Here is an 18820-nt window from a genome sequence, read left to right as displayed (position 1 = left end):
GATATAGGATAAAAGCCTTTACTCGGCAGCCACCTTGAGGCCTGCCTCCGACCAATCCACCTCGCTGTCGATGAAGAACCTGTCGAGAGCCGTCTCAAGACGGGGCATGAGGATGCCGCGTTCGGTCGTGAGCGCCGTTTTCAGCATCGGGACATCTCCCGCGCAGCGAACAAGGGCAGGGTCGAATCCGGCCCGTTCGGCAGCTTGTGCAGCCAGATCGCGCCATGACATCTCGCCGATATTCGCCATGTGCCAGATGCCGGTTCCACCATCGATCAGAAGATCGAGTGCAGTGTTGACGAGATCGGGCACGTAAGTGGGCGATACCACATCAACGCTGGCTTCGACTCCTTCCCCCTTGCTCAAGGTATTGAGGATCGACCACACGAAGTTGTAGCGGTCCCATGGGCCGAAGAAGGCGCTCGTGCGGATGATCAGGGCCTTGTCATGGGCGGCCATGACCCGTTGCTCCGCCTCGGCCTTGCTGGCGCCGTAAACCGTAGTGGGGTTGACTTCGTCGCTTTCCACATAAGGTCTGTCGAGCGTGCCGTCGAAGACGAGATCGGACGAAAACGTCACAATGGGAATTCCAAGATCCGCGCAGATTTTCGCGAGAACCTCCGCACCGACCGTGTTTTCGCGGAAGCAGGCTTTCGCATCGTTCTCCGCCTCCGACACGCGCACATAACCGGCCGTGTTGATGACCGCCCAGGGTCTGTGGCATCGCAAGGCTTTCCTGACGCTTTTTGGATCCGCAATATCCATGTCGTGGCGGGAAAGCAGCGAATGGTTGAGACCGCGGAATTCCGCAAGCCGCGAGAAGGCACGGCCCAGCGTTCCGGTGACGCCCGTGATCAACAGCTGACGCGGCTCGTCCGCGAGCCAGCACGATCTCGATTGTTTGGCTGGACGTTTATAGAAACGGATATCTCGCTTCCACCAGCCAGCCCGGTCGAGAACCGGGTGATCGTAGATTCCGGTTTTCGCCAGCGCCTCAGCCGCATGAGCCAACGCCGTGCGTCGAGGTTCGGGCGCTCGCACATCGAACGGACCAGGCTCATAGAACCCGTTTCGCCGCGTGAGCAGGCTGTTCCAATCCACCGCGCCGAAAAGCGACCAGATGGTCACGGCGCGAATGTCGGCCCCCTCGTTCCTCAATGTCTCAACGTCGTTCCAAACCTCCATCAGCCAGCGCAATTGATCGTCGCGAGAACTGCCATGGTGGGCTTCCGTGACCGCTATCGGGCGTTTGTAGCGCTCCCAGACTTCGCGCAGACGGGCCGCGGGGCCCAGTTCCTTGGCGGGCAATGGCATGCGCACCGCTTCGGCATCCGCATATCGATGCTGCCCGTTCCCACCCCAATGATGCTCGGGGTAGCGCTTCATATTCTCGTCGAGATAGCGCTCGCTCGTGAGGTAATGATTAATGCCGATGATGTCCGGGGCGGCGTCGCCTTCCAGGAGAAATTCAAGATCTGCTTCGCTGACCCCGGATCTCAGCATTATCTCCCACCAGGGATGGTTTCGATCCACCATGCCGCACAGGAGGTCGAACCCCAGGAACCGGCGCTGGTTCTCATGCTCGGCCTGATAGGCCAGCAACGGGGTCGAGAAGGTCTTGCCCATGTCGTCCGTCTGCACAAGCTGGGCGTCGGGACGAACCTTCCGGATCGCGCGCATGGACAGAACCGTGGCCTTGCACTCGTTCACGAGGATCTTGAGAAACGCCTCGTAACTCGTGCCATGCGGATACCAATGGCCATAAAGACCTGAAAAGCGTGCCGTGGTGAGCGGCTCGTTGACCGGAGTATAAAGGTCGAGATGCGGGTAGCGCTCGGCTACATTGGCGGCATGGCGCGCGAGCAGTTCGGGCCAAGCCGGATCGAGCATATGGGTGTAATGTGGTCCGCTGCCGTGATGGCATAGGCCCGCAATGGCGCGAATGCCGAGCTCCTGTAATCTTGTCAGGCGCTCATCGTGCCAGGTGAAGTCCGTACGGTCCGGACTCTCGGGAGAAATTGTCTCCCAAAGAACCGGATGGCGCAGCGTGCGGATGCCGAGTTCGGCGATCCGGTCGAGATCCTCGATGCGGTCGCTGTATCCGGTCTCCAGGCCCTGATCGCGGTACTCGTCGCCAACACGCGCGACAGTGCACTCAATACCGCCCCAAAGCTCCAGGGGTCGCTTCATCATTAGCTCCAAGCTATCTTATGTCAGCTCTCACAAACCTTTCTCATTGCGGATTGTTCGGCGGATTTCGATAGAGCTCTGGTGTCATGACACCAGAGCCGCGGAGGACGACATAACCTTGACGGCCGTGGTATCGGCATCGACAGGCAATGACTCGTTGATACGCCGGAAAGTGGCAAGAGCTTGGCCGACGATCTGGTCCATGTTGTAGTAGCGGTACGTCGCCAGACGCCCCACAAACCATACGTCAGGTGTCGCAAGGGCCAGGCGCTCGTATTTCTTGAAGAGCTCCTGATTCTCCGGCTTCGGAATGGGATAGTAGGGGTCGCCTTCGGCTGATGGGTACTCGTAAGTCAGGGCCGTCTTGGTGTGCTCCTGGCCCGTGAGGTGCTTGTATTCCGTCACACGCGTATAATCCTGGGTCTGCGGGTAGTTCACCACCCCGACGGATTGATGCCAGGGCTTGTCGAGGGTGACATGTTCGAAGCGCAGAGAACGGTAGGGCAGCTTTCCGAACTGATAATTAAAATACTCATCGATAGGACCCGTATAGATGACGCGCCGATGCGGGACGATATGCTTCACGTCCTCATAATCCGTCTGCGTCATGATATGAATGTTCGGATGGGTCACCATCTTCTCGAACATCCGCGTGTAGCCGTTCTTCGGCATGAACTGGAACTCGTCTGCAAAGTAACGATCGTCCCGGTTCGTGCGGGTGGGCACGCGTGAGGTCACGGACTTGTCGAGTTCGGATGGATCGAGGCCCCATTGCTTGCGCGTATAGCCGCGGAAGAACTTTTCGTAGAGTTCTCGGCCCACGGCGGAGACCACCACATCTTCCGATGTCCTGATCTCGCCGATCTTTTCCGCCCGCTCCGCGAACCATTCCTGGAGCTGTTCGGATGTGAGGTTCAGGCCATAGAGCTTGTTGACCGTGTCGAGGTTGATGGGGATCGGCACCTGCATACCGTCCACCTCAGCCAGCACCCGGTGCTCATAGAAGCGCCACTCGGTGAAGCGGGAAAGATAGTCGAAAATCTGCTTCGAGTTGGTGTGGAAGATATGCGGCCCATACTGATGGATCAGCAGACCATCGTCGTCGTATCGGTCGTATGCATTGCCACCGATATGGTTGCGGCGGTCGATAAGCAGGACGCGTTCGTTGCGCTCGGTTGCAAGACGCTCGGCCAGCACGCTTCCCGCGAAGCCGGCGCCGACAATCAGCCAGTCGTACATTCAGATCACTCCGCAGGCGTGGTGGCGTAAAGAGGAAGGGAGGCAGCAGCCGGACGCTCAGAAGCCGTATCGCCCGTCACATCGAGCATGAGCTTGTGCATGGCGCCCCAGGTCTTGTCCCAAGAGCCCTGAGCGAGATGCCGATCGACCTTGGCGAGCCACGCATCTTTCGGCCGGGCAAGCATCATTTCGACCTTGGCGACGACTTCCTCTGCATTGCGGGCGATCTCGACGAGACCCTTTTCGCCGTAAGGCTTCACCACATCGGTGATGGCTGTTGAAACCACGGGAACGCCGGCGGCCAGGAACTCAGGCGTCTTCGTCGGGCTGATGAACTTCGTAGCTTCATTCAAGGCAAAGTTCATGAAGCCTACGTCCCAGCCGGAGAGATAATGCGGCAGTTCCTTGTAATCCTTGCCGCCAAGCCAATGGATATTAGGCCGCTGCGGAAGGGTGGCGGGGTCGATCTTCACCACCGGACCGATCATGACGAACTGCCAATCGGGGCGCAGATCGGCGACTTCTGCCAGAAGATCGATATCCATGCGCTCATCCACGACGCCGAAGAAGCCGAGGCGCGGATGCGGAATATGCGCCTGGTCCAGTGGGTCCTGGCGAATGGAACGAGCCTGAGAGAAATGGTTGAAATCGATGGAGGACGGGAAGCCGTGAACGCTGCGGTGACGGCTCTTCTTCGCCTCGTAAAGGCTCATGCCGCCCGTGAAGACCAGATCGCAGCGTGAGAAAAGCGCGTTTTCAAGATCGAGCAATTGCTGCGAGGCGCCACGGAACAGAGACAGCTCGTCCATATTGTCGTAGATGCACAGCTCGCACTCGAAATCGCTGGTGAAGGCCATTGCCATGGGCGTGTAGTACCAGAACACGCGCGAGCCATTGGATTCACGCCCGATCAACCCCTCGATGAGGTCATGCTGCTCAGCGATGACATCTTCATGCGAAAGGCCTTCAGGGAGCATTGGAACAGCAATGGTGACGCCCTGAGGACGGCTGCTCACATCCATATGCGGCTGGATGTCCGCCTTGAAGATCGGCTCTTCGATGATCAGCACATCGTAATGCTTGGCCGCGCGGCTCAGCAGATGTTGCGGGCGCTGCCAGACAAAATCCCACCGAAGATGGGAGAAACAGATGAGAAGCGGCTTTTGGGAAGTGGCCTTGGAAGGCGTACGGAGGGCATGCGGCTGCGTCATCAAACGCTCATGCATAGCGCGATCCTCAAGAATAGATGTGTTGTCACGAACGGACGGAAAATCACGGTCCGGGGCGAATAATGCGATGACTTTAGTGAAGCGCTCCGGAGATGGGTCGCGGGCGCAATCGTTTAATCAACGCAGTCGGTGCAATTTGGTTCCATCTACGTTCATGTTTGTGAACAACTATTCAAGCTGACCGTGCGTATCACTTCTTCTCTAGCATCAGCGTTCCCTGCTTTTGGATGAAAGTCTTAGCCTTCTCGGCGATCATCGCTAAGATCCATGGCAACTGCACTTCCACGCGCACCTGTTCGTCCATCACCTGCACGTTGCCGCTCACGTTCTGACCCATGGCACCCACACGAAAATCCATGCGGTCACCGGTCCAGCTTTCATCGATGGACGCGATCTTGTCGCCGAATTGGGATTTCAGGCCGCTCATGCCGCCTTGCAGCCTGCGCAGAGCCTCGGCCTTGCCGAGGTTATGGGGGATAGTGACGATGAGAGGTTTTGACATGAGGATACTCCGCTATCCGAAACAACAAGCGAAGCAGCACGGCTGAGGTTCCGCCGTTAGAGCATTTCAACCTTGATCGCGCGGATCACGATAGCCTCCTGCTGGAAGCGGCGCTCCAGCTCGGCGCGGTAGTTCTCCCACCAGGAATGATCCAATTCGCGGGCCATTACCTCGAACACCACGATATCGTCGTGGGTGGTGTGGCCGCCTTCCTTCCAGACGCCTTCGGCAGGCGCGCGGGTGAAGCTCGTGATGCCGCCGAATCGCTCCGACAACTCGCTGCGGACGCGACCGTAGGCCTTTCCATCGAAGCGGCGGCCAGCATTGTCATTTAGCGGCAGAAGAATCTGCACCAGATGCATTGCGTCAATCCTGCACTCGTAAAGAACCTGGAGGCTCATGCGAGCCTGCTATGCGGCAGGACATAGTTCAGGCGCAGGAAAAGGCGAGCCTAGCGGTCAGGCGAGAAGAGCGGCGAACAGATCCTGATCCGTTTCCGGCCAGGCGTCATCGACCCGATAGCAGCCCGAAGGCTTCGAAACGCGCCATGGATGCTGATTCGCCGATTGGAAGGCTTCCGAGGGACGCAAGCGGCGCGCCGTCCCATCCGTCTGAACCTCGTCGATGACAACAAAGCCGAAGATATTGAGCCGGGTCGCCATATCTTTGGTTGCCCGATCATCTGCCGCAATCGGCAGGGAGCCTGCGGCATAAACCGCATCCATAAGGCTCTTCTGATCGCGGCGGGAATTGGCCGACGAGCGTGCGCCCGGAAAGCGGATGACGTTCGTCGCCTGAGACGATCTCGATTCCATGTAAGCAACCCTTGGTCCCGAATCGAGCCAAGAATCGCCGCAAGGAATTAAGAAGCGCCTAACTTGGCACCCTTAATCGAGCCTGTGCAGGGAGACATATCCTGTGCCAGCGGAGGTCAGACCCAGAGCCTGAGCAGGCCCTTTCGCCAGATCGATGATGCGCCGATGGGCGAAAGGCCCACGATCGTTGACGCGCACGACCACCGAGCGGCCGTTCGACTCATTGACGACCCGAAGCCGCGTGCCAAAGGGCAGAGACCGGTGGGCTGCCGTCATGTCATTGGAGTTGAAACGCTCGCCGCTGGCGGTCTTCCGGCCGTGGAATCCGGGGCCGTACCAGGAGGCGGTGCCCCGCTGAAACTCCTTACCCAGGCTGGCTTGCGAGATGGATCCCGTGACAGTGGGATCGTTGGAGGCAGTCGTATTGCATGCAGCAACGAGCAGAAGTGGCGCGATTGCTGTCACGCGGGTGAGGATGTTCTTCAAAGATAGTCTCCCCTTCCGTTTTGATTGGAAGTGAAGCTCATCTTTAAAAAGGCAAGAATAAGGCGATTAGATTCTCGCCTTGGAAATTCATACTTTTGAGCATGCTGATAATCATAATCTATAGCCTGAGAACGACTTCTACCCTGGAACTATAGCCTGAATATAGTTTCACTTATCACTGAGAAGTTACTCCAGCTTTCGACCTTCAAAGCTCCACCTCTAGTCGGCTGATTTTCCTGTTCTAGTTGGCTTGAATTGCGGGTCTCCCGTTTGCCATTCTCTTTATGGGGTTTGCTTTTCATGTCGAATGCCGCGCACTCATCGCGGGTGGCTATCGTCGGCGCAGGTCCGGGAGGGCTTGCATCCGCCATGCTGCTGGCACGGGAAGGAATTCCCGTCACCATATTCGAAAGTGAGCCTGCCGTAGGTGGCCGCACGCGAACAATCCATGCCCCGGGCGGCTACAAGTTCGATATCGGACCCACGTTCTTTCTCTACCCGCGGGTCTTGAAGGACATTTTCGAGGCGTGCGGCGAGCGCTTGGAAGATCATGTCGAGCTCAAGCGCCTCGACCCGCAATATCACCTCGTCTTCGAGGGCGGGGGCGAGATTCGCGCGACAGGCGACCTCGGACGTCTCGAACAGGAGATCGCCCGTCTGGCACCCGCGGATGCGCGCAATGTCCGGCGGTTTCTCGATGACAATCGAGCAAAGCTCGAAGCCTTCCGGCCAGTCCTCGAGCAATCCTTCTCTTCTCCGGCCGATCTCGTCTCGCCCGCCATGCTCGCGGCGTTGCCGAAACTGCGGCCCTTTTCAAACGTGAACGACGATCTGAAGCGCTACTTCGCCGACCCGCGCGTAAGGCTCGCCTTTTCGTTTCAGACGAAATATCTCGGGATGTCCCCCTTTCAGTGCCCGAGCCTGTTCACGATCCTGTCGTTCCTCGAATACGAACATGGCGTCTACCATCCCATCGGAGGCTGCGGCGCCGTCTCGGAAGCGATGGCGGATGTTGCGCGCAAGATGGGCGTCGATATTCGCCTGAACACGCCGGTCGACCGCATTCTTTACGACAATGGTGAAGCCGTCGGCGTAGAGGCAGGAGGAGAACGCTTCGCGGCTGGCTCCATCGTCGTCAACGGCGATTTCGGCCATGCCATGCGCCGTCTCGTGCCAGAGGCCATGCGCCCACGTTGGAAGAATAAAAGGCTCGATCGCGCGAAGCTCTCCTGCTCGACCTTCATGCTCTATCTCGGTATCGAGGGCGATATTGGGGATCTTTCTCACCACACGATTCTTCTCGCCAAGGATTACGAGCGCAACATTCGCGAAATTACGGAAGGCATTCTGTCCGAAGAGCCTTCAGTTTATGTGCAGCATGCAGGCGCGAGCGACCCTTCGCTCGCGCCGAAGGGGCATACAAGTCTTTATGTGCTCGTGCCGGTTCCGAACCTGCGCTGCAACATCGATTGGCAGAAGGAAGGGCCGCGCTATCGCAGGCTCGCACTCGAGCGGCTCAAGCTTCTGGGGCTCAACGACATCGAAAGCCGCATCCGCTTTGAGCGCGTGGTAACGCCGCGCGGCTGGCAGGATGAGTTCTCCGTGTTCGAAGGCGCCACCTTCAACCTCGCGCACAATCTTACGCAGATGCTCTATTTCCGGCCTCATAACCGCTTCGGGCGCAACGTCTATCTCGTGGGCGGCGGCACGCATCCCGGCAGCGGGCTGCCCGTGATCTATGAAGGCGCGCGGATCACCACGCGCCTGCTCTTGGAGGATCGTGAACGCCGCCGGTCGGGAGAGCGCGAAGCCGAACCCGAAGTCGAAACCATCCGCGAAGCGACATTGTAGGAGAGATCATGAGACGTGCCGGTTGGGTCTTGCTCTTCACTTTCGCCGCGTCCGCGCCTCAGGCGGCCACGCTGACCATTCGAGCAGAAGGCGTCGGTTCCGCGCAGGGCATGGTCTATGCGGGCATCTGCGACACGAGCTTCGAGGAGGCTACCTGTCCTTATCGGGATCGGGGAGCAGCAAAGGCCGGCACGGTCGAGCTGCGACTCAGAAACGTGAAGCCGGGCTCTTATTCCATTGCCGTATTTCACGACACTAACGGGAACGGAAAGCTCGACCGCAACTTCATCGGTCTTCCTAGTGAGCCCTATGGTTTCTCGAACGATGTGGGACGCCGCGGCCCGCCCAACTTCGAAGCTGCCAGGATCGTCGTGAGAGAGCCCTCCACGACAATCGTCATCCCGCTCCGATAGGTGCCGCCGTGCTGTGGCGAGCCTATGCCCTCCTCTCACATGGTGGAGACCGCATGGGCTTTCGCCCCTGGCGAAGACCCAGTCAACCGATCCTTCGGCGAGGTTCCAATGAGGTCCTCGACCTCCTGGAGCGGGCCGACGAGGCGCTGTGGTTCGCGCATGCTCTGACGGCCTGCTCCGAAGCCGGCGTCGTCCGACATCTGGAATCTCCCTCGACGCTCCAGGATATCAGCAAAAACCTGTCGCTCGACCCTGGGCTCGCGGCAGCTCTTGTGGACGTTCTGGTTGGCGCTGGCCTTGCGACCTGTGAGGACGATAGCATCCGCGCCGCTCCCGCCCTGCAGCCCTTCACCACGGAGGACGGCGCCAAAGTCCTCCAAGCCGCCCTGCAGGCTCCGCTTCTGCAGGTGAAGGATTTTCGGGAAAGGCTCCGGGATGGCCGCATGGCCTTGAACGGCTGGACGCACACGGATGAAGCCATCATCGAGGCGCAGGGAGCGCTGACGCGGCTCTGGACCGCAAAGGCTCTGCCCAAGCTCAAGTTCCTGCCAGGCTTGGTCACATGCCTGGAAAGACAGGGCGCAAGCCTGCTCGATGTCGGCGCAGGCGCTGCCGGGCTTTCGATCACCCTGTGCCAAGCCTTTCCCCATCTCACGGCAACGGCGCTCGAACCAGCCGAACACCCTGCCATCATCGGCGAGCGACATGTGCGGGAAGCCGGACTTGACGGGCGCATCGTCCTGCGCCGTCAACGCATCGAGCACATCGAGGACGAAGAAGCGTTCGATCTCGCTTTCCTGCCGCAGATGTTTTTATCGGATCCTGCGATGAGCGAGGCAGCCCGGCGGATCTTCCGCAGCCTTCGCCCGGGCGGATGGCTGCTCGTCGCGGTTCTTGCGGACGAAGGCCACGGCATCGCCTCCTCCGTGAACCGCCTGAAGAACCTGCTCTGGGGCGGCCACACCCGCAGCATGGACAGCATCAAGCCGCACTTTGTTGCAGCAGGGTTCAATCCCGTCATCCGCGCGCCAGGCGGACGAATGCTGCGGATGATCTGCGCTCGCCGTCCTGTGAGCGGGAGGTCACCTTGAACTGTGTTTTGCGCCTCCTAGAACCAAGCCTTCAGGCCACAGACCGCGCCAGACGCATGACCATGAAACCAAGCCTGAGAGCCTCGAGATCAATGCTCCATGGCTCAGATCCGTTGGGAGGATATTCGTGAGCGCTCAAAGAGCTTCGGTTGCCGTGATCGGTGGAGGTCTGGGTGGGCTGGCGGCGGCCTGCGTGGCAGCGGCGCGTGGCCATAAAGTGACGCTTTACGACAAGAATCCCTGGCTCGGCGGCAAAGCAGCGGTGTTGCACGAAGACGGCTTCCGGTTCGACATGGGGCCGACGATCCTCACAGTGCCACGCGTTCTGGAGCGCATCTTCGCAGAGGCGGGGCGCAATCTCTCCGATTATCTGGACCTCGTACGGCTAGACCCGCAATGGCGCTGCTTCTTCGATGACGGCACGCGGATCGACTTGCAGGAGAACGTCGATGCGATGGCGGACGATATGGATCGCTTCGCACCCGGCAAGGGCGCAGGCGACGGCTATCGCCGCTTCCAGGACATCTCGGCGCATCTTCACGACATCTCCAACCGTTTCTTCTTCTGGAAGCCGGTGGAGGATCTGTTCGACACCATCAATATTCGCGCCAACATGAATCCCGCGACCTTGCGGGATGTTCTCTCCCTGCGCATGGGCTCGTCGGTTGCCGGCACCATCCGTTCCAAGGTGAAGGACGAGCGGCTGGCGCAGATGCTCGACCACTTCACGCAATATGTAGGTTCATCGCCCTACGGCTCGCCCGCGGTACTTTGCGCCATCGCCCATATGCAGGCCTCCGACGGCGTGTGGTATCCCATGGGCGGCACACGTGCCGTGGCCGAAGCGCTGATGAAGCTCGCCTCCGAGCTCGGCACGACCTTCAAGCCCGCCTCCGATGTCGCTTCCCTCAAAATCGAGAACGGTGCGGTGAAAGGCGTTGTTCTCGCAGACGGCGAGACGGCGGCCTATGACAGCGTCATCTCCAACATGGATTCCATCCGCACTTATCGTGAACTCGTCGGCGGAGAGGTGGGCGAGCATTACGCGCGCAAGGACTTCGAACCCGCCTGCTCCGGGGTGGTGCTCTATCTGGGCCTCAACAAACGCTACGACCACATCCTCCATCACGATTTTGTGTTCTCGCGCGATCCGGAAGAGGAATTCGACTACATCTATCGCCGTGGCGAGCCTGCGCCCGATCCGACCTGCTATCTCGCGGCACCCTCTGCAACGGACCCAAGCGTCGCGCCGGAAGGAGGCGAAGCGCTCTACGTTCTCGTTCACACGCCTTATCTGAGACCGCATCACGACTGGTCGCAGATGCTCCCGGCCTACCGGCAGGTGATCATCGACAAGCTCAAACGCACGGCGGGGATGCACGATATCGAGGAACGCATCGTCGTCGAGCGGCACCTGACGCCGCAGGACATCCACGATCGCTACAAGGTCCTGAACGGCGCGATCTACGGGCTGGCGAGCCATGGCAAGTTCATGGGCGCCTTCAAGCCGGGCAATCGCAGCCGACAGGTGCGCGGCCTTTATCTGGCGGGCGGGGCAGCGCATCCCGGTCCCGGCATGCCGATGGTGATGATGTCCGGCTGGATCGCCGCCGATGCCCTCGACACCGATCTCAAGACAGAAGATTTACGGAACGCGTCTTGATGCACGACAGGGACAGCGCGCCAGGACGACGAGGTTTGCCCCGGCAGACAGGGCCCTCCCCCGTCGCGCGCCGCTCTGCAACAATCCACCGCTTCATGGTGCAGGTTTTCCGTCGCTATTTCAGACGACACATGAATGCGCTGCGGATCGCGCCCTGGGGCTTGCCAGCCGTGCCGCGAAACGGTCCTGTCATCATATACTCCAATCATCCAGCATGGTGGGACGCAGCCATCTACATCCTGGCCGCGGACCATTTCTTCCCTGCATATGAAAGCTACGCTCCTATCGATGCCGAGATGCTTCGGCGCTACGGCGTCTTCGGACGCATCGGAGCTTTCGGCGTGGATTTGCACAGCACCAGGGGTGCTGCGGATTTCATGAGGCTGAGCGCTGAAATCCTGTCTTCTCCCCAACGCGCCCTCTGGATTACAGCGCAGGGACGCTTTTCCGATGTGCGCGAGCGTCCTCTTGATCTCAAACCCGGCATTGCGCGACTGGTTGAGATCGCTCCTGAGAGCACGATTATTCCTCTGGGCATCGAATACGGCTTCTGGCTCGAGCGTGGAGCGGAGGCCTTCATGGCCTTCGGCCCGCAGATGAGCGCCAGGGAGCTGCTTGAGCTCTCCCGCCCGGAGCGTCTCCAGCGCCTCGATGGTGAACTGACAAAGGTGCTCGACCGCCTGAGCGATGACGTGCAGTCGCGCGATCCCGCGCGTTTCCGCGCCCTGCTGGAAGGGAGCGCAGGGGTGGGCGGGCTCTACGACGGTTGGCGGCGTCTGACGTCTGCCATGCGCGGACGCGCGTTCGATCCCTCGCATGAGGGACGCCAGCCATGATGGTGATCGGACTCATCCTTCTTGCACTCGCGGCCCTGCCTGCCGTTCTTTCCACCATCAACCTCACCGTGTTGGGCAGAACCCCGCTCAGGCCCGCACGGGAAGGCACCCTCGTTTCCATCCTCATTCCCGCACGCAACGAGGCTGCGAATATCCGGCCTGCTGTCGAGGCAGCACTCGCAAGCCGTGACGTTGCCGTTGAGGTATTGGTGATGGACGATGGCTCGACCGACGGGACCGCCGACATCGTACGCTCCATCGCATCCCGCGATGCACGTGTTCGGCTGCTGAACGCCCCTCCTTTGACGGATGGCTGGACAGGCAAGATCCACGCCTGCCATCACCTTTCGGAGCATGCACGCGGAACGCATTTCCTCTTCGTCGATGCGGATGTGAGACTGTCGCCCCAAGCCGCAAGCCTTTTGGCTGGCCACGCTCAGGAGACAGGTGCGCGTCTCGTGAGCGCGGTTCCGCGGCAGATCATGAAGACGCCGGGTGAGTTGTTGACGATCCCCATGATCAACCTGCTGCTTCTCGGCTACCTGCCCATGGGCTTCATGCGCGCGTCGCTTCATCCCGGCTTTGGCGCAGCCTGCGGACAGCTCATGCTGATGGAGCGGGAGGCCTACCGCGCAAGCGGCGGGCACGCGGCCATTCGGTCCTTCATCCACGACGGGATTCAGCTCGCCCGCCTCTTCCGCCACCATGGCTTCATGACGGATCTCGTGCCCGGCGAGAGACTTGCCTCATGCCGCATGTACACCCGCTTCACCGATGCCTGGAACGGCTTTGCCAAGAATGCCCATGAGGGCATGGCGAAACCCGTGGCGCTGCCGATCTGGACCGCGCTGCTTCTCGGCGGACATGTCCTGCCCTTTGCTCTTCTTCCTATCGCTCCTATCTGGCCCGTTGTGTGGGCGGCCTCTCTCTCTCTCGCTACACGAGCCATGGTGTCGATCGCCACGCGTGAAAACCCTCTCTCCATCCTTGTGCATCCCCTGACCGTGCTTACGAGCCTTGCCATCCAATGGGGCGTTCTCCTGCGGATCGGGGGCATTGGTCAGACCGGATGGAAGGGAAGGTGCTATCCGGTCGGAGCGACGCGATGAGCATGCTGGCGAAGGATGCAACGAAAAGACCAAAGGACGAGAACTTTCCTGTCGCCTCTCTCGTGCTGTCGCCGGAGCATCGAGAGGCGGTGCTCGCCTTCTACGCCTTCGTGCGCCTTGCCGACGACGTAGCCGATGCACCCGATCTCGGAGCGAGCGAGAAACTTGCGCGCCTTGAGGCTCTGGAGCAGGCGCTCGTCATGGGCGATCCAAAGGCTCCTGAGGCCATGCTGTTGCATGAAGCCGATAAGAAGCACAGATGCGGCATCGCCCAGGCCCGCGAGATGCTGCGCGCCTTCCGGCAAGATGTGATCAAGACGCGCTACAACAATTGGGAAGATCTCACCGGGTATTGCCGTCTCTCCGCCAATCCGGTCGGACGCTTCCTGCTGCAGCTCCATGGCGAATGTGCCTCCGCATATGCGCCCTCCGATGCTCTGTGCACGGCCCTGCAGATCCTCAACCACCTGCAGGATTGCGGTAAGGATCTGCAAAATCTCGGGCGCATCTACATTCCTCTTCAATGGACAATGCCTCTCGGAGGCGACAAGGCGTTTTTCGATCCAGCTCAGGCAGCGATGCGGCGCATGATCCTGGATGCCATGCTGGATCGTGTCGACAGCCTGATCGACAGCTCACGTATTCTACCTGAGCGGCTGCAGAACAAGCGCCTGCGCGCGCAAAGCATGGCTACCATCGCGCTTGCAGACCGTTTGAGCCGGCGTCTGCGTACGAGCGACCCTGTTCTTGAGCGCGTCGAGACCAACAAGGCGGACAAGGCGCGTGCCTTCATGGTCGGATTGTCCGGCCTCATCCGCAAACCGGAAAGCCAGGATACGCATGTCACTGCAGAGGCGGTGCGCCGGTCGGGCTCGTCGTTCCGGCTCGGCATGCAGAGCTTGAGTTATGAGCGCCGCCGCGCCATCCATGCGGTCTATGCGTTCTGCCGCAATGTGGATGACATCGCGGACAGCAATGTTCCGCCCTCGGAAAAGATCCGTTTCCTGAGGGAATGGCGGCGAGAGATCGACCGGCTCCGCCGTGCGCCCGAGACGCCCATCGGCCGCGAGCTCGCTCGTGCATCGAGTCTGTTCAGGCTGCCGCTCGAAGAGTGCCACGCCCTGCTCGATGGCATGGAGACCGACAGCGCCGAGCGGGTCCGGTTAAGCAGCGACCACGATCTTCATCTCTACGGGCGTCGGGTGGCAGGCTCTGTCGGGACGCTCTCGGTGCATGTATTCGGGGTGCCGAAAGCGCGCGCTTTTGCGCTCGATCTCGGGCGGACCCTGCAGCTCGTGAACATTCTGCGCGATGTAGACGAGGATGCGGCGCGCGAGCGTGTCTATATCCCGCTCTCCCGTCTCGCCCAGCTCGGTCTGCAGGATGCGCCGGCTGCCGCTCTGGTTGCCGATCCCCGCTTCGCTCGCATATGCGAGACGCTCGCTGAGGAGGCCCGTACAGGATTTGCGGCTGCGGACGAAGCCTTGACGAGCCTTGATCGGGCGGCCCTCAAGCCCGCCATCCTGATGATGGAAAACTATCGCCGCGTTCTCGATCGGCTCATCGCCCGCGGCTGGGGCATGCGCCAGGGCAGGCTCCGGCTCACTACGGCAGACAAGCTGCACCTTCTCACCCGCGCCATGAGGCCCGCATGACGGCAAGACGCACTCATATTGTCGGCGCCGGCATTGCCGGCCTCAGCGCCGCTCTTGCGACAACCGAGGAAGGTGGCGAAGCCGTTCTCTATGAAGCGGCCCCCCAGGCAGGAGGCCGCTGCCGCACGATCCGTTCCGCCAACGGATTTTCTCACGACAACGGCACCCATGTTCTTCTCACGGCCAACCGGAACGCACTGAGCCTTCTTAAATCCATTGGGGCGAGGGACCGATGGATCGAGCCTGAGCGGAAGGGCCTTCCGCTGTACGACCTGCCCACGAAGGTCATGCATCGGGTCGGCTTGTCGCCATGGTCATGGCTGCGGCCTTCGCGCCGCCCCAATGGATTGGGCATTGCCGACCTTCTGCGGCTCCTGCGTCTCGCCTTTCCTGCCCAGGAATGCTCCGTCGCATCGATCATCGGCGACAGGCCGATCATGAACAGCCTGATCGGCCCGCTGACTGTGGCCGTTCTCAACACCCCGCCGAGCACGGCTTCCGCCCGCCGTCTCGGCTGTGCTCTGAGGCGTTTGATGTGGCCGCGGGCCGGCCGCTTGCTCGTGGCGAGAAACGGGTTGAGCGAAGACCTCATCCAGCCTGCCATCGAGACATTGCAGGGGCGCGGCGTCCCCCTCCTGGCCGGTCAGCGCCTGCGCAATCTGTTGACCAACGGCGAGCGTGTCATCGGACTGAGCCTCACGGATCGAACCATCGCCCTTGGCCCCGAGGACAGGGTGATCCTCGCGCTGCCGCCTTACGAGATAGAGCGATTGCTTCCTGCCGTGCCCGTGCCTCAGCGCTTCGAGGCAATCCTCAACGTACACTTCCGCTTGCCCGGGCTGGACGAGCCTCGTTTCATTGGTTTCACAGGCGGGCTGACGCAATGGCTGCTGGTGCGCCAGGACCATGTGGGCGTCACGATATCGGCGGCCGACTCGGCCGTCCTCGACAGCGCGGCGGATCTTGCCGCGCTTGTCTGGCGCGAGATCGCACCGACACTGGGTGATCTCGGCCTTGATGCATCTCCTGACAAGCAGCCCGAGGCGCGCGTCGTGAAGGAAAAGCGCGCCACGATCCGTCAGGATGTCACGCCGCTGCCGCAACCGCCCTTGCGGCCCCTCGCCAATCTGGCGCTTGCAGGGGATTGGATCGGATCGATGCCTGCAACCATCGAGAGCGCCGTCATCTCCGGCACGGAAGCCGTGGCGGCTCTCTTGCATACGCCGTTGACGGGAGCTTCGGCTTCCCGTCATCCTGCACTCCGAAGAGAGGACGCCGCATGATCCAGGATCGTCCTCCTCTCACCGTTCTTCTGGCGGCCCCACGCGGCTTCTGCGCGGGCGTCGAACGTGCCATTCGGGCGGTCGAGGATGCCCTTCAACGGACAGACCGTCCTGTCTATGTGCGCCACGAGATCGTGCATAACGGACGCGTCGTCAACGAACTCAAACGCCAAGGCGCGGTTTTCGTCGAGGATGTGTCCGAGATTCCGGACGGAGCAGTCGCCATCTTCAGCGCACACGGGGTTTCACGCAGCGTGGAGCGGGAAGCAAGGAGCCGGAAGCTCGCTGTGCTGGATGCCACCTGTCCGCTCGTGCGCCGAGTTCACTTGGAAGGACAGCGCCACGCCAAGGCGGGGCGCGAGGTCATCGTCATCGGTCATCGCGGCCATGTGGAAATCGAAGGCACCATCGGGCAGATCGACGGCATCGTTCACATCATCGATAGCGTCGAGGAAGCCCTTTCGCTGAATGTCAGCGACCCGGAACGCATCGCCTACATCACCCAGACCACATTATCCGTGGACGACACGCGGGAGATTATCGCCGCCCTGAAGCGGCGCTTTCCCGCCATCCTGGGACCGGACATCAAGACGATCTGCTATGCCACGCAGAACCGCCAGCTTGCCGTGCGAGTGATTGCGGAACGTGCCGAGCGCATCATCGTATGCGGCGCGCGCAACTCATCGAACACCAACCGCCTCTACGAAGTGGCCGAGAGCGAGGGGCGGCCCGCCCTTCTCATGCAGGACCCGAAGGACCTCACGTTATCCTTCATCGACGGCGCAGCGGTGATCGGCATCACAGCAGGCGCTTCAGCCCCTGAGGAGCTGGTGCAGGAAGCCCTCGCCCTATTGGCGCAATGGCGGCGCATCACTGTCGAAGAGGTTCGCGTGACGCACGAGGGCACGCAATTCGCTCCGGTCGACATCTCACAGCTGATCGCTCAGCTCGCGAACGCCTCCTGAACGTCCTGCGGCACTGCCGTGACGAGGCCGAGCCTGTCACGATGCATCCATCGCCAGAGCATCAGGGAAGCGACGACGCCGAGGCCGGTCGCCAGTCCGATCCAGATGCCGATACCCCGAAGCTCCGTGCCGAAGGCCAGCACGATGCCCAGCGGCAGGCCGATGCCCCAATAGCCTATGGCCGCATAGATCATGGGCACCCGCGTATCCTGCAGGCCGCGCAGCATGCCCGCTCCGACTGCCTGCGCAGCATCGGCGAGCTGGAAGATTGCCGCCATGACCAGGAAGGACACGGCAAACCCGATCACAGGCGCATTCTTCGGATCGCCCATGTCGAGGAAGGCGCTGAGCAGAAGGTGCGGCGTGAACAGCATGAGGGATGCCGTCACCACCATGAACCCCGTTCCGAGCGCGAAGGCTGTCCAGCCTGCACGGGTAACGCCCGCCCCGTCCTGTGCCCCATAGGCGCGGCCCACGCGCACCGTCGCAGCCTGGCTCAAGCCGAAGGGCACCATGAAGCAGAAAGAGGCGATCTGAAGCGCAATGGCGTGAGCCGCCAACTCATTGGCGCCGATGCGGCCCATCAGGAGGGCTGCTGCATTGAAGATCGTTACCTCGAAGGCCAGGGTCAGGCCGATGGGCACGCCGATGCGCCACAGGGTCCGGTAGCGCGGCCAGTCGGGGCGCCAGAAGCGTCCGAAGATATAGTAGCGCTTGAGCTTGGGATCGAGGCAGATGACGGTAGCGAGCGCCACGAACATGAACGTGCTTGCGATTCCCGTACCGACGCCTGCGCCGATGAGGCCGAGATTGGGCATGCCGAGCTTGCCGAACATGAAGCAATAAGCGGCACCGAGGTTTACTGGAACCGCCAGCACACCGACGATGAGCGGCCAGCCGGGCCGTTCCAGCGCAGCCAGGAACGAGCGCAGAACCAGATAGAGCAGGAAGGGCAGCAGGCTCCACTGCAGCGCGCGGATGTACTGACCCGCCTCATGGGCCAGCAGTGGCTCCTGTCCCATGGCGAGCAGCAGGAACTCTCCGTTCCATGACACGGTCCAGATCGGAACCGCCACGGTAATCGCGGCCCAGAAGCCCTGCCGCACGGTGCGGCGGACTTCGCGCACGGAGTGCCGTTTGCGGCCGAGTTCCTCAGCGACCAGGGGCGAGACCGCGCTCATGAGGCCAATGCCGAAGATGAGGAACGCGAAATAAAGATTCGTGCCTAGCGCACCTGCCGCCAGGGCGCTGGATCCGAGCCATCCCATGAGGATGACATCAGTCGTCATCAAGGCGTTCTGAGCCACGTTGGTCAGAACCAGGGGCCAGCCTAGAGACAAAGTCGCCTGCAGCTCCGCCAACCAGGCGGATTTGTCGAATTTCGCGGTCATGATGGCGGGTTTTTACCCAAAGGAAGATCCAAACGCCACACTGCGGGGCCGAAAAGAGGGGGAGAAAGCAAAAGTGAGGAACTCAGCCACACCGCACCCGTT

At 61.0% G+C, this 18820-nt stretch carries 17 protein-coding genes; 9 read left to right on the top strand and 8 right to left on the bottom strand.

Annotation, left to right across the window (positions count from 1 at the left end):
- Window positions 1–18: 18 nt before the first annotated feature.
- The 7 genes from BLP10_RS04880 to BLP10_RS04850 form a co-directional block, all read right to left on the bottom strand.
- Entirely contained in the window at window positions 19–2193 is a 2175-nt protein-coding gene (locus tag BLP10_RS04880; RefSeq protein ID WP_244510398.1) for a family 1 glycosylhydrolase, read from the bottom strand.
- Between the two features lie 81 nt (window positions 2194–2274).
- On the bottom strand, window positions 2275–3429 hold the full coding sequence (glf, locus tag BLP10_RS04875) for a UDP-galactopyranose mutase (protein ID WP_091131004.1): 1155 nt from the start codon (window positions 3427–3429) through the stop codon (window positions 2275–2277).
- A 5-nt stretch (window positions 3430–3434) separates the two neighbouring features.
- Window positions 3435–4640 (bottom strand): glycosyltransferase, encoded by a 1206-nt coding sequence (locus BLP10_RS04870; protein ID WP_244510397.1) that lies wholly within the window; start codon window positions 4638–4640, stop codon window positions 3435–3437.
- Window positions 4641–4848: 208 nt separating this feature from the next.
- A complete protein-coding gene (locus BLP10_RS04865; RefSeq protein ID WP_091130998.1) occupies window positions 4849–5160 on the bottom strand; it encodes a polyhydroxyalkanoic acid system family protein in 312 nt (103 codons plus the stop codon).
- 56 nt (window positions 5161–5216) lie between these two features.
- Window positions 5217–5561 (bottom strand): hypothetical protein, encoded by a 345-nt coding sequence (locus BLP10_RS04860; RefSeq protein ID WP_244510396.1) that lies wholly within the window; start codon window positions 5559–5561, stop codon window positions 5217–5219.
- A gap of 57 nt (window positions 5562–5618) precedes the next feature.
- Window positions 5619–5975 carry a hypothetical protein gene (locus BLP10_RS04855; RefSeq protein ID WP_091130991.1) on the bottom strand — a complete coding sequence of 119 codons (357 nt, stop codon included), beginning with the start codon at window positions 5973–5975 and terminating at the stop codon, window positions 5619–5621.
- A 72-nt stretch (window positions 5976–6047) separates the two neighbouring features.
- The gene (locus tag BLP10_RS04850) at window positions 6048–6419 is read right to left on the bottom strand and encodes a septal ring lytic transglycosylase RlpA family protein (RefSeq protein ID WP_425286938.1); all 372 of its coding nucleotides are present in this window, start codon (window positions 6417–6419) and stop codon (window positions 6048–6050) included.
- Window positions 6420–6761: 342 nt separating this feature from the next.
- Here BLP10_RS04850 and crtI point away from each other — a divergent pair, with 342 nt between their 5' ends.
- The 9 genes from crtI (at window position 6762) to ispH (ending at window position 17327) form a co-directional block, all read left to right on the top strand.
- Window positions 6762–8312 (top strand): phytoene desaturase family protein, encoded by a 1551-nt coding sequence (gene crtI, locus BLP10_RS04845; protein ID WP_091130984.1) that lies wholly within the window; start codon window positions 6762–6764, stop codon window positions 8310–8312.
- A gap of 8 nt (window positions 8313–8320) precedes the next feature.
- Window positions 8321–8725 (top strand): DUF2141 domain-containing protein, encoded by a 405-nt coding sequence (locus tag BLP10_RS04840; RefSeq protein ID WP_091130980.1) that lies wholly within the window; start codon window positions 8321–8323, stop codon window positions 8723–8725.
- A gap of 53 nt (window positions 8726–8778) precedes the next feature.
- The gene (locus BLP10_RS04835) at window positions 8779–9816 is read left to right on the top strand and encodes an SAM-dependent methyltransferase (protein WP_091130977.1); all 1038 of its coding nucleotides are present in this window, start codon (window positions 8779–8781) and stop codon (window positions 9814–9816) included.
- A 127-nt stretch (window positions 9817–9943) separates the two neighbouring features.
- On the top strand, window positions 9944–11479 hold the full coding sequence (locus BLP10_RS04830; RefSeq protein ID WP_091130974.1) for a phytoene desaturase family protein: 1536 nt from the start codon (window positions 9944–9946) through the stop codon (window positions 11477–11479).
- A gap of 95 nt (window positions 11480–11574) precedes the next feature.
- Complete coding sequence (locus BLP10_RS04825; RefSeq protein ID WP_091130970.1) at window positions 11575–12315, top strand: lysophospholipid acyltransferase family protein; 741 nt, start codon at window positions 11575–11577, stop codon at window positions 12313–12315.
- Complete coding sequence (locus BLP10_RS04820; RefSeq protein ID WP_091130966.1) at window positions 12312–13424, top strand: glycosyltransferase family 2 protein; 1113 nt, start codon at window positions 12312–12314, stop codon at window positions 13422–13424. The genes BLP10_RS04825 and BLP10_RS04820 overlap by 4 nt, the downstream gene beginning before the upstream one ends.
- Window positions 13421–15079, top strand: coding sequence for a squalene/phytoene synthase family protein (locus BLP10_RS04815; RefSeq protein ID WP_175493783.1), 1659 nt, complete (start codon window positions 13421–13423; stop codon window positions 15077–15079). Before BLP10_RS04820 ends, BLP10_RS04815 begins: the two co-directional genes overlap by 4 nt.
- On the top strand, window positions 15076–16362 hold the full coding sequence (locus BLP10_RS04810) for a hydroxysqualene dehydroxylase (protein ID WP_091130958.1): 1287 nt from the start codon (window positions 15076–15078) through the stop codon (window positions 16360–16362). Before BLP10_RS04815 ends, BLP10_RS04810 begins: the two co-directional genes overlap by 4 nt.
- A complete protein-coding gene (gene ispH / locus BLP10_RS04805; protein ID WP_091130956.1) occupies window positions 16359–17327 on the top strand; it encodes a 4-hydroxy-3-methylbut-2-enyl diphosphate reductase in 969 nt (322 codons plus the stop codon). Before BLP10_RS04810 ends, ispH begins: the two co-directional genes overlap by 4 nt.
- On the opposite strand, the gene BLP10_RS04800 is transcribed toward ispH, so the two are convergent.
- A complete protein-coding gene (locus tag BLP10_RS04800) occupies window positions 17306–18718 on the bottom strand; it encodes an MATE family efflux transporter (protein ID WP_091130953.1) in 1413 nt (470 codons plus the stop codon). The two genes, ispH and BLP10_RS04800, sit on opposite strands and share 22 nt — an antisense overlap.
- Window positions 18719–18820: the final 102 nt, after the last annotated feature.

Origin of the sequence: Microvirga guangxiensis (genome assembly GCF_900102135.1) — a bacterium.
In the GTDB taxonomy this organism is placed as follows: Bacteria; Pseudomonadota; Alphaproteobacteria; order Rhizobiales; family Beijerinckiaceae; genus Microvirga; species Microvirga guangxiensis.
The sequence above is the reverse complement of the archived record's forward strand: the minus strand, read 5'-3'. Positions and strand labels throughout refer to the sequence as shown.

Coding starts and splice junctions, on each gene's coding strand:
- BLP10_RS04880 (WP_244510398.1), bottom strand. CDS start 2,193: ATGATGAAGCGACCCCTGGAGCTTTGGGGCGGTATTGAGTGCACTGTC.
- glf (WP_091131004.1), bottom strand. CDS start 3,429: ATGTACGACTGGCTGATTGTCGGCGCCGGCTTCGCGGGAAGCGTGCTG.
- BLP10_RS04870 (WP_244510397.1), bottom strand. CDS start 4,640: ATGACGCAGCCGCATGCCCTCCGTACGCCTTCCAAGGCCACTTCCCAA.
- BLP10_RS04865 (WP_091130998.1), bottom strand. CDS start 5,160: ATGTCAAAACCTCTCATCGTCACTATCCCCCATAACCTCGGCAAGGCC.
- BLP10_RS04860 (WP_244510396.1), bottom strand. CDS start 5,561: ATGAGCCTCCAGGTTCTTTACGAGTGCAGGATTGACGCAATGCATCTG.
- BLP10_RS04855 (WP_091130991.1), bottom strand. CDS start 5,975: ATGGAATCGAGATCGTCTCAGGCGACGAACGTCATCCGCTTTCCGGGC.
- crtI (WP_091130984.1), top strand. CDS start 6,762: ATGTCGAATGCCGCGCACTCATCGCGGGTGGCTATCGTCGGCGCAGGT.
- BLP10_RS04840 (WP_091130980.1), top strand. CDS start 8,321: ATGAGACGTGCCGGTTGGGTCTTGCTCTTCACTTTCGCCGCGTCCGCG.
- BLP10_RS04835 (WP_091130977.1), top strand. CDS start 8,779: ATGGGCTTTCGCCCCTGGCGAAGACCCAGTCAACCGATCCTTCGGCGA.
- BLP10_RS04825 (WP_091130970.1), top strand. CDS start 11,575: ATGGTGCAGGTTTTCCGTCGCTATTTCAGACGACACATGAATGCGCTG.
- BLP10_RS04820 (WP_091130966.1), top strand. CDS start 12,312: ATGATGGTGATCGGACTCATCCTTCTTGCACTCGCGGCCCTGCCTGCC.
- BLP10_RS04815 (WP_175493783.1), top strand. CDS start 13,421: ATGAGCATGCTGGCGAAGGATGCAACGAAAAGACCAAAGGACGAGAAC.
- BLP10_RS04810 (WP_091130958.1), top strand. CDS start 15,076: ATGACGGCAAGACGCACTCATATTGTCGGCGCCGGCATTGCCGGCCTC.
- ispH (WP_091130956.1), top strand. CDS start 16,359: ATGATCCAGGATCGTCCTCCTCTCACCGTTCTTCTGGCGGCCCCACGC.
- BLP10_RS04800 (WP_091130953.1), bottom strand. CDS start 18,718: ATGACCGCGAAATTCGACAAATCCGCCTGGTTGGCGGAGCTGCAGGCG.